Origin of the sequence: Bacillus sp. PS196, assembly GCF_037963555.1 — a bacterium.
Classification (GTDB): domain Bacteria; phylum Bacillota; class Bacilli; order Bacillales; family Bacillaceae; genus Bacillus; species Bacillus subtilis.
On sequence record NZ_CP150159.1, the window covers coordinates 67,326 to 80,237 of the forward strand.

At 43.2% G+C, this 12,912-nt stretch carries 13 protein-coding genes and 2 tRNA genes; all 15 read left to right on the forward strand.

Annotated features, from left to right (window positions below; genetic code table 11):
- Position 1: 1 nt before the first annotated feature.
- The 15 genes from NST79_RS00355 to hslO all read left to right on the forward strand — a co-directional run bounded on the left by NST79_RS00355 (position 2) and on the right by hslO (position 12,880).
- Entirely contained in the window at positions 2 to 262 is a 261-nt protein-coding gene (locus NST79_RS00355) for a S4 domain-containing protein (RefSeq protein WP_003226716.1), read from the forward strand.
- Positions 263 to 340: 78 nt separating this feature from the next.
- The gene (yabP, locus tag NST79_RS00360; RefSeq protein ID WP_003226714.1) at positions 341 to 643 is read left to right on the forward strand and encodes a sporulation protein YabP; all 303 of its coding nucleotides are present in this window, start codon (positions 341 to 343) and stop codon (positions 641 to 643) included.
- Entirely contained in the window at positions 640 to 1,275 is a 636-nt protein-coding gene (yabQ, locus tag NST79_RS00365; protein ID WP_003243260.1) for a spore cortex biosynthesis protein YabQ, read from the forward strand. Before yabP ends, yabQ begins: the two co-directional genes overlap by 4 nt.
- A 17-nt stretch (positions 1,276 to 1,292) precedes the next feature.
- On the forward strand, positions 1,293 to 1,670 hold the full coding sequence (gene divIC, locus NST79_RS00370; protein ID WP_003243211.1) for a cell division protein DivIC: 378 nt from the start codon (positions 1,293 to 1,295) through the stop codon (positions 1,668 to 1,670).
- An 80-nt stretch (positions 1,671 to 1,750) separates the two neighbouring features.
- On the forward strand, positions 1,751 to 2,137 hold the full coding sequence (locus tag NST79_RS00375; protein ID WP_003218379.1) for a S1 domain-containing RNA-binding protein: 387 nt from the start codon (positions 1,751 to 1,753) through the stop codon (positions 2,135 to 2,137).
- Between the two features lie 168 nt (positions 2,138 to 2,305).
- A tRNA-Met gene (locus NST79_RS00380) sits at positions 2,306 to 2,382 on the forward strand.
- Between the two features lie 9 nt (positions 2,383 to 2,391).
- Positions 2,392 to 2,463 (forward strand) — tRNA-Glu (locus NST79_RS00385).
- A gap of 199 nt (positions 2,464 to 2,662) precedes the next feature.
- Positions 2,663 to 5,146 (forward strand): stage II sporulation protein E, encoded by a 2,484-nt coding sequence (gene spoIIE, locus NST79_RS00390; RefSeq protein ID WP_212059548.1) that lies wholly within the window; start codon positions 2,663 to 2,665, stop codon positions 5,144 to 5,146.
- Positions 5,147 to 5,230: 84 nt separating this feature from the next.
- Complete coding sequence (locus tag NST79_RS00395) at positions 5,231 to 5,968, forward strand: VWA domain-containing protein (protein ID WP_003243782.1); 738 nt, start codon at positions 5,231 to 5,233, stop codon at positions 5,966 to 5,968.
- Positions 5,934 to 6,950, forward strand: coding sequence for a serine/threonine protein kinase PrkT (gene prkT / locus NST79_RS00400; RefSeq protein WP_106074238.1), 1,017 nt, complete (start codon positions 5,934 to 5,936; stop codon positions 6,948 to 6,950). Before NST79_RS00395 ends, prkT begins: the two co-directional genes overlap by 35 nt.
- Before the next feature lie 103 nt (positions 6,951 to 7,053).
- Positions 7,054 to 8,472, forward strand: a complete 1,419-nt coding sequence (tilS, locus tag NST79_RS00405; protein WP_106074239.1) for a tRNA lysidine(34) synthetase TilS — start codon at positions 7,054 to 7,056, stop codon at positions 8,470 to 8,472.
- Positions 8,469 to 9,011: a hypoxanthine phosphoribosyltransferase gene (hpt, locus tag NST79_RS00410; protein ID WP_003226700.1), complete on the forward strand. Its 543-nt coding sequence runs from the start codon at positions 8,469 to 8,471 to the stop codon at positions 9,009 to 9,011. The genes tilS and hpt overlap by 4 nt, the downstream gene beginning before the upstream one ends.
- Positions 9,012 to 9,108: 97 nt before the next feature.
- Complete coding sequence (ftsH, locus tag NST79_RS00415) at positions 9,109 to 11,022, forward strand: ATP-dependent zinc metalloprotease FtsH (RefSeq protein WP_003243881.1); 1,914 nt, start codon at positions 9,109 to 9,111, stop codon at positions 11,020 to 11,022.
- A gap of 194 nt (positions 11,023 to 11,216) precedes the next feature.
- The gene (locus NST79_RS00420; protein ID WP_010886388.1) at positions 11,217 to 11,993 is read left to right on the forward strand and encodes a type III pantothenate kinase; all 777 of its coding nucleotides are present in this window, start codon (positions 11,217 to 11,219) and stop codon (positions 11,991 to 11,993) included.
- 11 nt (positions 11,994 to 12,004) lie between these two features.
- Positions 12,005 to 12,880 carry a redox-regulated molecular chaperone HslO gene (gene hslO, locus NST79_RS00425; RefSeq protein ID WP_003226695.1) on the forward strand — a complete coding sequence of 292 codons (876 nt, stop codon included), beginning with the start codon at positions 12,005 to 12,007 and terminating at the stop codon, positions 12,878 to 12,880.
- Positions 12,881 to 12,912 lie beyond the last annotated feature (32 nt).

The window sequence follows — 12,912 nt, forward strand, 5'->3', positions numbered from 1 at the left end:
TATGAGATTAGATAAATTTTTGAAAGTATCACGGCTGATCAAACGGCGTACACTAGCGAAGGAAGTAGCTGACCAAGGACGAATCTCTATTAACGGAAACCAAGCTAAAGCTAGCTCTGACGTAAAACCGGGAGATGAACTAACGGTCCGCTTCGGCCAAAAGCTTGTAACGGTTCAAGTTAATGAATTGAAAGACACGACGAAAAAAGAAGAAGCTGCAAACATGTACACGATTCTAAAAGAAGAAAAACTCGGCGAATAGGCTTGTTCTAAAAAAATCCCCCTCCTCATACAATGCAGTAATAATGCTAAAAGTATCGAGGATATGGGGGCTGAATAGATGAATTCATATTATGATCAAAAAGGTTCTTCGTCTGTTCCGGAACAGCATGATGTGACAATGAAAGGCCGGAAGCATTTAGATATTTCTGGGGTTAAGCATGTGGAGAGTTTTGATAACGAAGAATTCCTGCTGGAAACGGTGATGGGAATGCTCTCCGTCAGAGGCCAAAACCTGCAGATGAAAAATCTTGATGTGGAAAAAGGGATTGTTTCGATTAAAGGCAGGGTATTTGATTTAGTGTACTTAGACGAACAACAAGGGGATAAAGCTAAAGGGTTTTTTAGCAAGTTGTTTAAATGACGCTGACGACACAATTCTATACAATGCTGGCGATGTCCGGTATGGGTCTCTGGCTTGGTGCTTCGCTTGATACATACCGGCTCTTTGTCATTCGTGCCAAAACAGCCAGATGGCTATTATTTATTCATGATATTCTTTTCTGGATTATGCAAGGGCTGCTTTTCTTTTATGTCTTGCTTCATGTAAATGAGGGAGAATTCAGGATTTACATCTTTTTAGCGGTTCTGCTGGGCGTTGCGACGTATCAGAGCCTTTGCAAACGAATCTATATAAAAATACTGAAATTCGTCATTTACCTTGTTGTTTCTGTTTATCAATTCTTCAAAAAACTCATTCAGCACGTGTTATTTCGTCCTATTGTGTGGACATGCGGAGCGATCATCTGGCTGGCGGCATTTTTATTCAAGAAAACATACAGCCTGATAGGTTTTCTCCTGCTGTGTCTATATAAAATAGTCATGGTTCTGTGTTTTCCGATCCGTTTTATCGCGAAACAATGTTTGAAACTTCTTCCTGTGAAAATGCGTCTAACTTTTAGACGTTATTTTGAAAAAGGTGCAGGATTTCTCAAAAAGAAGAAGAAACTATTGATAACCATAAGAACGACCATCACACGGTTTTTGAAGAGATGAAAGGAGGACCGTCTGGTTTGAATTTTTCCAGGGAACGAACGATAACTGAAATACAAAACGACTATAAAGAACAAGTAGAACGGCAAAATCAGCTGAAGAAACGAAGACGCAAAGGGCTGTACAGACGGTTAACTGTATTCGGCGCCCTAGTATTCCTGACGGCAATTGTGCTGGCAAGCTCTGTATGGTCCCAAACATCTTCCCTTAGTGCAAAAGAAGAAAAGAAAGAACAGCTTGAAAAAGAACTGAAAAGTTTAAAGACAAAACAAACGGATTTAAAAGAAGAAATATCCAAATTGAAGGATGAGGATTACGTCACAGAGCTTGCCAGAAGGGACTTATTCATGTCTGGAGACGGAGAAATTATCTTCAATGTGGAGAAGAAGAGCAAGTAGCCTTGTTGACACTTAAATTTTTATTTAGGTATAATTAAGCAAACGATCTTTTTATAAGCCTAAGGAGGAGCACTTTTTTTATGTCGATTGAAGTTGGCAGCAAGTTGCAAGGGAAAATTACAGGTATTACAAATTTTGGAGCATTTGTTGAATTGCCTGGAGGCTCAACCGGTCTCGTTCACATTAGTGAGGTAGCTGATAATTATGTCAAAGACATTAACGACCACTTAAAAGTCGGCGACCAAGTTGAAGTGAAAGTCATCAACGTTGAAAAAGACGGGAAAATTGGTTTATCTATTAAAAAAGCTAAAGACCGTCCGCAAGCCAGACCTAGAAATGATTTCCGTCCGAAAGAATCTTTTGAACAGAAAATGAATAAGTTTTTAAAAGACAGCGAAGATCGCTTGTCATCTTTAAAACGCAATACGGAATCAAAACGTGGAGGGCGCGGAGCAAGAAGAGGATAACTTGCTGCTTTCTATAAAATAAATGAAGCATCCGTTCATCCCGACGGATGCTTTTTTATTATCCTCATCCTCTTTAAGAGTCAGAAAATTACAACATTAAAGTTTCTGTTGACGAAAGTGACAAACCTTTGTATTATATAACTTGTGCTTAGAAGCACAAAACAATATGGCGGTGTAGCTCAGCTGGCTAGAGCGTACGGTTCATACCCGTGAGGTCGGGGGTTCGATCCCCTCCGCCGCTACCATATTTGTTTGGCCCGTTGGTCAAGCGGTTAAGACACCGCCCTTTCACGGCGGTAACACGGGTTCGAATCCCGTACGGGTCATCCTAAAAAATCGGTTTCTCTTGCAGAAGCCGATTTTTTTCATTTTTAGACAACATTCCGGAAATTCTTTTGATAAACGAATATCAAGGCAGAAACCGTCGAAGATTTCTTTGGTATTGTTACCTTCTTTTGACAAAATCCTATCTGTGCTTTCGCTATAATGACAGGCAACGAATATAACAGGTGGGAGATGAGAGGAATGGAAAAAGCAGAAAGAAGAGTGAACGGGCCAATGGCGGGACAAGCTTTGGAAAAACTCCAATCGTTTTTTAACAGGGGCACGAAGCTGGTGACTCATCATTTGCATTCACTGTTTTTCTATAAAGGATTCATTTATGTTGTCATCGGATTTTTGCTTGGACGGGCTTTCATATTATCCGAGGTGCTTCCTTTCGCACTTCCTTTCTTTGGAGCGATGCTTCTCATCAGAAGAGACAAAGCGTTTTATGCGGTTTTGGCTGTGCTTGCAGGTGCGCTGACCATATCTCCAAAGCACTCATTGCTCATACTGGCGGCATTGATGGCATTCTTCGTATTTTCTAAAGTGGCTGCCTTCATTACCGACGATCGTGTAAAAGCACTCCCGATTGTCGTGTTCTTCTCCATGGCTGCAGCAAGAGCCGGGTTTGTTTATGCCCAAAATGGCGTATTTACAACCTATGATTATGTAATGGCTATCGTTGAGGCTGGACTTTCGTTTATCTTAACACTGATTTTTCTTCAGAGCCTTCCGATTTTTACTGTGAAAAAAGTGAAACAATCATTAAAAATAGAGGAAATCATTTGCTTTATGATTCTTATTGCCTCTGTTTTAACGGGGCTGGCTGGCTTGTCCTACCAAGGGATGCAGGCAGAGCATATATTGGCTCGTTATGTTGTGTTGAGTTTTTCCTTTATTGGCGGAGCAAGCATCGGCTGTACGGTTGGGGTTGTGACCGGCCTGATTCTTGGCTTGGCGAATATCGGAAACCTATATCAAATGAGTCTGCTTGCTTTTTCCGGTTTATTGGGCGGTTTGCTGAAGGAAGGGAAAAAAGCGGGTGCAGCAATTGGTTTGATCGTTGGATCACTTCTTATATCTTTATATGGTGAAGGCTCTGCCGGTCTGATGACAACGCTCTATGAGTCATTAATCGCAGTCGGCCTGTTTTTGCTCACACCTCAATCTATTACGAGGAAAGTGGCGAGATATATTCCGGGAACTGTCGAGCATCTTCAAGAGCAACAGCAATACGCTAGAAAAATCCGTGATGTCACTGCTCAGAAGGTAGACCAATTCTCCAATGTATTTCACGCGCTGTCTGAAAGCTTTGCAACCTTTTATCAAGCATCAGACGAACAGACAGATGACAGCGAAGTTGATCTGTTCTTAAGCAAAATCACGGAGCATTCCTGCCAGACGTGCTACAAGAAAAACAGGTGCTGGGTACAGAACTTTGATAAAACATATGACTTAATGAAACAAGTTATGCTTGAAACAGAGGAAAAAGAATATGCATCAAACCGAAGGCTGAAAAAAGAGTTTCAACAGTATTGTTCTAAATCCAAGCAGGTTGAAGAGCTGATTGAGGATGAGCTCGCACATCATCATGCCCATTTGACACTCAAGAAAAAAGTCCAAGACAGCAGGCGCCTTGTTGCTGAACAGCTTTTAGGCGTTTCTGAGGTTATGGCCGACTTTTCTCGGGAAATAAAAAGAGAGCGAGAACAGCACTTTCTGCAGGAAGAGCAAATCATAGAAGCGCTTCAGCATTTCGGAATTGAGATTCAGCATGTCGAGATCTATAGTCTTGAACAAGGAAATATCGATATTGAAATGACCATTCCGTTCAGCGGACATGGAGAAAGTGAAAAAATCATTGCTCCTATGCTTTCTGACATTCTGGAGGAACAAATTCTTGTGAAAGCCGAACAGCACTCTCCGCATCCGAATGGATACAGCCATGTCGCCTTTGGATCAACAAAATCATACAGGGTGTCCACGGGAGCTGCTCACGCTGCGAAGGGCGGCGGCCTTGTCTCCGGTGACAGCTACAGCATGATGGAGCTTGGAGCCAGAAAATATGCTGCAGCAATCAGTGACGGAATGGGCAATGGCGCAAGAGCGCACTTTGAAAGCAATGAAACGATCAAGCTTCTTGAAAAAATCCTTGAATCGGGCATTGATGAAAAAATAGCAATTAAAACGATCAACAGCATACTGTCTCTAAGGACAACTGACGAAATATATTCCACGCTTGACCTATCTATTATCGATCTTCAAGATGCCAGCTGTAAATTTTTGAAGGTTGGATCGACGCCCAGCTTTATCAAACGGGGTGACCAGGTCATGAAAGTTCAAGCGAGCAATCTGCCAATCGGTATTATTAATGAATTCGATGTGGAGGTTGTGAGTGAACAGCTGAAAGCGGGTGACCTCTTAATTATGATGAGTGATGGCATTTTTGAGGGGCCTAAGCATGTGGAAAATCACGACTTATGGATGAAGCGTAAAATGAAAGGGTTGAAAACAAATGACCCGCAGGAGATTGCCGATTTGCTTATGGAAGAAGTCATCCGCACAAGATCCGGCCAAATTGAGGACGATATGACTGTTGTTGTCGTCCGGATTGATCACAATACACCGAAGTGGGCATCCATTCCTGTTCCGGCAATCTTTCAAAACAAACAAGAAATTTCATAACGCTTCCGTATAAATCAAATTTCTTCTGGCGAAGATGGGAATATATGAATCTGAGAATCCTCGTATTCTCCAGGAGGAATGAATGTGAACAACGGACATTTAAATCAAATTTTGCTGATAACGGATGGCTGCTCAAACCATGGGGAAGACCCGCTTGCAATGGCTGCTTTTGCTAAAGAGCAGGGGATTACGGTAAATGTCATTGGTATAATGGAAGAAAATCAAATTGACCCTGAGGCAATGAAGGAAGTCGAAGGGATTGCACTTGCCGGAGGAGGCGTGCACCAAGTCGTTTATGCATCTCAGCTTTCACAAACTGTTCAAATGGTAACAAAGAAAGCGATGACGCAAACCTTACAAGGTGTAGTCAATCAAGAACTGAAACAGATTCTCGGAAAGAATGTGGAAATGGAAGAGCTTTCTCCGGAAAAACGCGGCGAAGTCATGGAAGTGGTAGACGAGCTTGGAGAAACGGTGCATCTTCAGGTTTTGGTTCTTGTTGATACAAGTGCAAGTATGGCGCCAAAGCTTCCAACAGTAAAAGAGGCCCTGATTGATTTGTCTGTAAGCCTCAATTCCCGAATTGGGAATAACGAATTTGCGATGTGTATATTTCCCGGGAAAAAACAAGAGGTCGAGCTTGTGCTGAACTGGACACCGAAGCTGCAATCTCTTTCCACACTCTTTGCAAAGCTTTCGACAGGCGGCATCACGCCGACAGGTCCGGCGATTCGTGAAGCGACACTGCAGTTTGAAAAAATACGCTCAAGAAGGGGCATGCTGGCAGATGATGAACGACGCTTTGACGAGTTTGGCATGTAGCCTCAAGCCGGGTACGACAATCAAAGGCAAGTGGAATGGAAACACTTATACATTGCGTAAACAGCTTGGTAAAGGGGCCAATGGAATTGTGTATTTGGCAGAAGCATCAGATGGACATGTTGCCTTAAAGGTGAGTGATGACAGCCTGTCTATTACTTCTGAAGTGAATGTCTTGAAATCTTTCTCAAAGGCCCAGTCCGTTACGATGGGGCCTTCTTTTTTTGATACGGATGATGCTTATATTCCCGGTACCAATACGAAAGTTTCATTTTATGCAATGGAATACATAAAAGGGCCGCTGCTTTTGAAGTATGTCAGTGATAAAGGAGCAGAGTGGATACCTGTATTAATGATTCAGCTGTTATCCAGCTTATCGGTGCTTCACCAGCAAGGATGGATATTCGGCGATCTTAAACCTGATAATCTGATCGTAACTGGTCCGCCCGCAAGGATCCGCTGCATTGATGTGGGCGGCACGACAAAGGAAGGCCGGGCGATAAAAGAGTATACGGAGTTTTATGACAGAGGCTATTGGGGGTATGGAACAAGAAAGGCAGAGCCATCCTATGATCTGTTCGCAGTTGCCATGATTATGATCAACAGTGTGCATAAAAAAGAATTTAAGAAAACGAACCAGCCCAAAGAACAGCTTAGGTCTCTCATCGAAGGAAACCCGCTGCTTCAAAAGTATAAAAAAGCGCTTTTTTCAGCCTTGAACGGAGATTATCAATCCGCAGATGAAATGAAAAAGGATATGCTAGACGCGGGGCAAAAAGCAGCACAAAGAAAACAGCCTATAAAAGCATCACCGCAGCCTGCCACACGACAAAGACAGCAAATACCGCGCCAAGGAAAAATAACGAAGACGCGATATACCCCAAAACAGAAACCGGCTAAGTCGGGGGGGTTATTTGAAACAACGCTTATCGTGATCAGTGTTTTAGCGCTTTATTTCGCCTATATTATCTTTTTCTTAATCTGAATGGCGCAAACTGCAGAGCCTATGCTTCTTCTTTGCTTGGAGGGGTTGAAAGTGTTAGGATATGAATATCTTTAAAATACCTGCTCATTGTGAGGAGGACATTGTGAAAAGTGTCAAAGATTTTTTAAACAAACAGAATCTTACGTTAAAAGGGGCGACAATCATTGTAGGCGTTTCCGGCGGTCCGGACTCAATGGCTCTTCTTCACGCGTTGCATACGTTATGCGGCCGTTCAGCGAATGTTATTGCAGCTCACGTTGACCATCGGTTCAGAGGTGCGGAATCCGAGGAGGACATGCGTTTTGTCCAAGCTTATTGTAAAGCTGAACAGCTCGTGTGCGAAACGGCTCAAATCAATGTAACCGCATATGCACAGGAAAAAGGACTCAATAAGCAGGCTGCAGCACGCGATTGCCGCTACCAGTTTTTTGAGGAAATCATGTCGAAGCACCAAGCGGACTATCTGGCTCTTGCGCATCATGGTGATGACCAGGTTGAAACAATGCTTATGAAACTGGCTAAGGGTACGCTTGGAACGGGACTTGCGGGAATGCAACCGGTTAGACGTTTTGGGACGGGGCGGATTATCAGGCCGTTCTTAACCATTACAAAGGAAGAGATCCTTCACTATTGCCGTGAAAACGGCTTGAGCTACCGGACGGATGAAAGCAACGCCAAAGATGACTACACAAGAAACAGATTCAGAAAAACAGTGCTCCCGTTTTTGAAGCAGGAATCTCCGGATGTGCATAAAAGGTTTCAGAAAGTGAGTGAAGCACTGACGGAAGATGAGCAATTCTTACAGTCATTAACGAAAGATGAAATGAATAAAGTAATCACAAGCCAGTCTAATACATCAGTTGAAATCAATTCCTCTCAATTGCTTGCCCTCCCGATGCCTTTACAAAGAAGAGGAGTTCAACTAATATTAAACTATCTTTATGAAAACGTTCCATCATCCTTTTCAGCCCATCACATTCAGCAGTTTCTCGATTGGGCGGAAAATGGCAGTCCTTCAGGAGTACTGGACTTTCCGAAAGGGCTGAAGGTGGTCAAATCATATCAGACATGTTTGTTTACATTTGAACAATGGCAGTGCAAAAATGTTCCCTTTGAATACCAAATTAGCGGAGCTTCTGATGAAACGGCAGTGCTCCCTAATGGATATCTGATAGAGGCAAGGCATTATGCGGACTCGCCTGAAGAACATGGGAATGCTGTTTTTATCACAAGTGAAAAAAAGGTGCGATTTCCCTTAACAATCCGGACGAGAAAAGCTGGAGACCGGATCAAACTAAAAGGGATGAACGGCTCAAAAAAGGTAAAGGATATATTTATTGATAAGAAATTGCCTCTCCAAGAAAGAGACAACTGGCCGATTGTGACGGACGCAAGCGGTGAAATTATCTGGATACCTGGCTTGAAAAAATCAATTTTTGAAGATCTTGTGATTCCAAACAGCGACCGCATTGTATTACAATATAGACAGCATGAAAAGTGTAGGGGGCAAGCAAAATCATGATGAAACATGATATCGAGAAAGTACTGATCTCAGAGGAAGAGATACAAAAGAAAGTAAAAGAGTTAGGTGCAGAATTAACGAGCGAGTATCAAGATACATTTCCGTTGGCAATCGGTGTGTTAAAAGGAGCACTTCCTTTTATGGCGGATCTTATCAAGCATATTGATACATATTTGGAAATGGATTTCATGGATGTATCAAGCTACGGAAATTCTACGGTTTCTTCTGGAGAAGTAAAAATCATTAAAGATTTGGATACATCTGTAGAGGGCCGGGACATCTTAATTATTGAAGATATCATCGACAGTGGGTTAACCTTAAGTTATCTCGTAGAGCTCTTCCGATACCGTAAAGCAAAATCAATTAAGATTGTTACCCTTTTGGATAAACCGAGCGGAAGAAAAGCGGACATCAAAGCAGACTTTGTCGGTTTTGAAGTTCCTGACGCGTTTGTAGTGGGTTACGGACTTGATTATGCTGAGCGCTATCGCAATCTGCCTTATATCGGAGTGTTAAAACCGGCAGTTTATGAAAGCTGATCGGCAGCCTGCTTCCGAGATGGTTATTGTTTGTATTGGAATGATTTTCTATGGTACTATTGAACATAGTTGTGCTTACTGTGGGAGGAGGTAAGGAATGAATCGGGTCTTCCGTAATACCATTTTTTATTTACTTATTTTATTAGTAGTAATCGGGGTTGTGAGCTACTTCCAGACCTCAAATCCGAAAACAGAAAATATGTCGTACAGTACGTTCATCAAAAACCTGGATGACGGGAAAGTTGATAGCGTATCGGTTCAGCCTGTCAGAGGTGTTTATGAGGTAAAAGGGCAGCTGAAAAACTACGACAAAGATCAATACTTTTTGACTCATGTTCCTGAAGGAAAGGGAGCAGACCAGATATTTAACGCTTTGAAAAAGACAGACGTAAAGGTTGAGCCCGCGCAAGAAACAAGCGGATGGGTGACGTTCCTGACGACCATCATCCCATTTGTCATTATCTTTATTCTGTTTTTCTTCCTGCTCAATCAGGCTCAAGGCGGCGGCAGCCGTGTCATGAACTTTGGCAAGAGTAAAGCGAAGCTGTATACAGAGGAAAAGAAACGCGTCAAATTTAAAGACGTTGCAGGGGCTGACGAAGAAAAGCAAGAACTTGTTGAAGTTGTTGAGTTTCTGAAAGATCCCCGCAAGTTTGCCGAGCTCGGCGCCAGAATACCGAAAGGCGTGCTTTTAGTCGGACCTCCGGGTACCGGTAAAACATTGCTTGCCAAGGCTTGTGCAGGAGAAGCCGGCGTACCTTTCTTCAGCATCAGCGGATCTGATTTCGTTGAAATGTTTGTAGGGGTCGGTGCTTCCCGTGTGCGTGACTTGTTTGAAAATGCGAAAAAGAATGCGCCTTGTTTGATCTTCATTGATGAAATTGACGCAGTCGGACGCCAGCGTGGCGCTGGTCTCGGCGGTGGACACGATGAACGTGAACAGACGCTAAACCAATTGCTTGTTGAAATGGACGGATTCAGCGCTAATGAAGGAATTATCATCATTGCTGCGACGAACCGTGCGGACATCTTGGACCCAGCCTTACTTCGTCCGGGACGTTTTGACCGTCAAATCACAGTGGACCGCCCAGATGTCATTGGCCGTGAAGCTGTATTGAAAGTCCATGCGAGAAACAAACCGCTGGATGAAACGGTTAACCTAAAATCAATTGCCATGAGAACACCAGGCTTCTCAGGCGCTGACTTAGAAAACCTCTTGAATGAAGCTGCGCTTGTAGCGGCTCGTCAAAACAAGAAAAAAATCGATGCGCGTGATATTGACGAAGCGACGGACCGTGTAATTGCCGGACCCGCTAAGAAGAGCCGCGTTATCTCCAAGAAAGAACGCAATATCGTGGCTTATCACGAAGGCGGACACACCGTTATCGGTCTCGTTTTAGATGAGGCAGATATGGTTCATAAAGTAACGATTGTTCCTCGGGGCCAGGCTGGCGGTTATGCTGTTATGCTGCCAAGAGAAGACCGTTATTTCCAAACAAAGCCGGAGCTGCTTGATAAAATTGTCGGCCTCTTGGGCGGACGTGTTGCTGAAGAGATTATCTTCGGTGAAGTCAGCACAGGGGCGCACAATGACTTCCAGCGTGCGACGAATATTGCAAGACGAATGGTTACGGAATTCGGTATGTCAGAAAAATTGGGACCGTTGCAATTTGGACAGTCTCAGGGCGGTCAGGTATTCTTAGGCCGTGATTTCAACAACGAACAGAACTACAGTGATCAAATCGCTTACGAAATTGATCAGGAAATTCAGCGCATCATCAAAGAATGTTATGAGCGTGCGAAACAAATCCTGACTGAAAATCGTGACAAGCTTGAATTGATTGCCCAAACGCTTCTGAAAGTTGAAACGCTTGACGCTGAACAGATCAAACACCTTATCGATCATGGAACATTACCTGAGCGTAATTTCTCAGATGATGAAAAGAACGATGATGTGAAAGTAAACATTCTGACAAAAACAGAAGAAAAGAAAGACGATACGAAAGAGTAATTCGCTTTCTTTCTAAAAAAACTGCCGGCTGACGCTGGCAGTTTTTTTATGTAAATTATGGGCTCAGGTGCGGCTTTTGCAATCATCCAATTCTGGTATCGATTTGTTTACAAATGAGCCGCTGATCGTGTATGGTATTGTAGAATGTTTGTAAAAAGTAAAGTAGAGAAACTATTCAAAAGTGGTGATAGAGGTTGTTACTGGTTATCGATGTGGGGAACACCAATACTGTACTTGGTGTATATCATGATGGAAAATTAGAATATCACTGGCGTATAGAAACAAGCAGGCATAAAACAGAAGATGAGTTTGGGATGATTTTGCGCTCCTTATTTGATCACTCCGGGCTTATGTTTGAACAGATAGATGGCATTATTATTTCGTCAGTAGTGCCGCCAATCATGTTTGCGTTAGAAAGAATGTGCACAAAATACTTTCATATCGAGCCTCAAATTGTTGGTCCAGGTATGAAAACCGGTTTAAATATAAAATATGACAATCCGAAAGAAGTGGGGGCAGACAGAATCGTAAATGCTGTCGCTGCGATACACTTATACGGCAATCCATTAATTGTTGTCGATTTCGGAACCGCCACAACGTACTGCTATATTGATGAAAACAAACAATACATGGGCGGGGCGATTGCCCCTGGGATTACAATTTCGACAGAGGCGCTTTACTCGCGTGCAGCAAAGCTTCCGCGTATCGAAATCACCCGGCCCGACAATATTATCGGAAAAAACACTGTTAGCGCGATGCAATCTGGAATTTTATTTGGCTATGTCGGCCAAGTGGAAGGAATCGTTAAGCGAATGAAATGGCAGGCAAAACAGGAACCAAAGGTCATTGCGACAGGAGGCCTGGCGCCGCTCATTGCGAACGAATCAGATTGTATAGACATCGTTGATCCATTCTTAACCCTAAAAGGGCTGGAATTGATTTATGAAAGAAACCGCGTAGGAAGTGTATAGGAGGTTTAGTAATGGATTATTTAGTAAAAGCACTTGCGTATGACGGAAAAGTTCGGGCTTATGCGGCGAGAACGACTGATATGGTAAATGAGGGGCAGAGACGCCATGGTACGTGGCCGACAGCATCCGCTGCATTGGGCCGCACAATGACAGCTTCACTTATGCTCGGCGCTATGCTGAAGGGCGATGATAAGCTGACCGTGAAAATCGAGGGCGGAGGTCCGATCGGAGCTATTGTAGCTGATGCCAATGCCAAAGGAGAAGTCAGAGCCTATGTCTCTAACCCGCAAGTTCATTTTGATTTAAATGAACAAGGCAAGCTTGATGTCAGACGTGCGGTTGGAACAAACGGAACGTTAAGTGTCGTAAAAGATTTAGGTTTGCGCGAGTTCTTCACAGGACAAGTAGAAATCGTTTCAGGAGAATTAGGCGATGATTTCACTTACTATCTTGTATCATCTGAGCAGGTTCCTTCATCAGTGGGCGTAGGTGTGCTCGTAAATCCTGACAATACCATTCTTGCGGCAGGGGGCTTTATTATTCAGCTGATGCCGGGAACAGATGATGAAACAATAACAAAAATTGAACAGCGTCTATCTCAAGTAGAGCCGATTTCTAAGCTCATCCAAAAAGGGCTGACACCAGAAGAAATTTTAGAAGAAGTCCTAGGCGAGAAACCTGAGATTTTGGAAACCATGCCTGTCAGATTCCATTGCCCTTGTTCAAAAGAACGGTTCGAAACAGCCATTTTGGGACTAGGCAAAAAAGAAATTCAAGATATGATAGAAGAAGATGGACAAGCCGAAGCAGTATGCCATTTTTGTAATGAAAAGTACTTATTTACAAAAGAAGAGCTGGAAGGGCTTCGTGACCAAACTACCCGCTAAGCTCTTTAGCGGGTTTTTAATTTGAGAAAAGG

Coding starts and splice junctions, on each gene's coding strand:
- yabQ (WP_003243260.1), top strand. CDS start 640: ATGACGCTGACGACACAATTCTATACAATGCTGGCGATGTCCGGTATG.
- NST79_RS00375 (WP_003218379.1), top strand. CDS start 1,751: ATGTCGATTGAAGTTGGCAGCAAGTTGCAAGGGAAAATTACAGGTATT.
- hpt (WP_003226700.1), top strand. CDS start 8,469: ATGATGAAACATGATATCGAGAAAGTACTGATCTCAGAGGAAGAGATA.
- prkT (WP_106074238.1), top strand. CDS start 5,934: ATGATGAACGACGCTTTGACGAGTTTGGCATGTAGCCTCAAGCCGGGT.
- spoIIE (WP_212059548.1), top strand. CDS start 2,663: ATGGAAAAAGCAGAAAGAAGAGTGAACGGGCCAATGGCGGGACAAGCT.
- ftsH (WP_003243881.1), top strand. CDS start 9,109: ATGAATCGGGTCTTCCGTAATACCATTTTTTATTTACTTATTTTATTA.
- yabP (WP_003226714.1), top strand. CDS start 341: ATGAATTCATATTATGATCAAAAAGGTTCTTCGTCTGTTCCGGAACAG.
- NST79_RS00355 (WP_003226716.1), top strand. CDS start 2: ATGAGATTAGATAAATTTTTGAAAGTATCACGGCTGATCAAACGGCGT.
- hslO (WP_003226695.1), top strand. CDS start 12,005: ATGGATTATTTAGTAAAAGCACTTGCGTATGACGGAAAAGTTCGGGCT.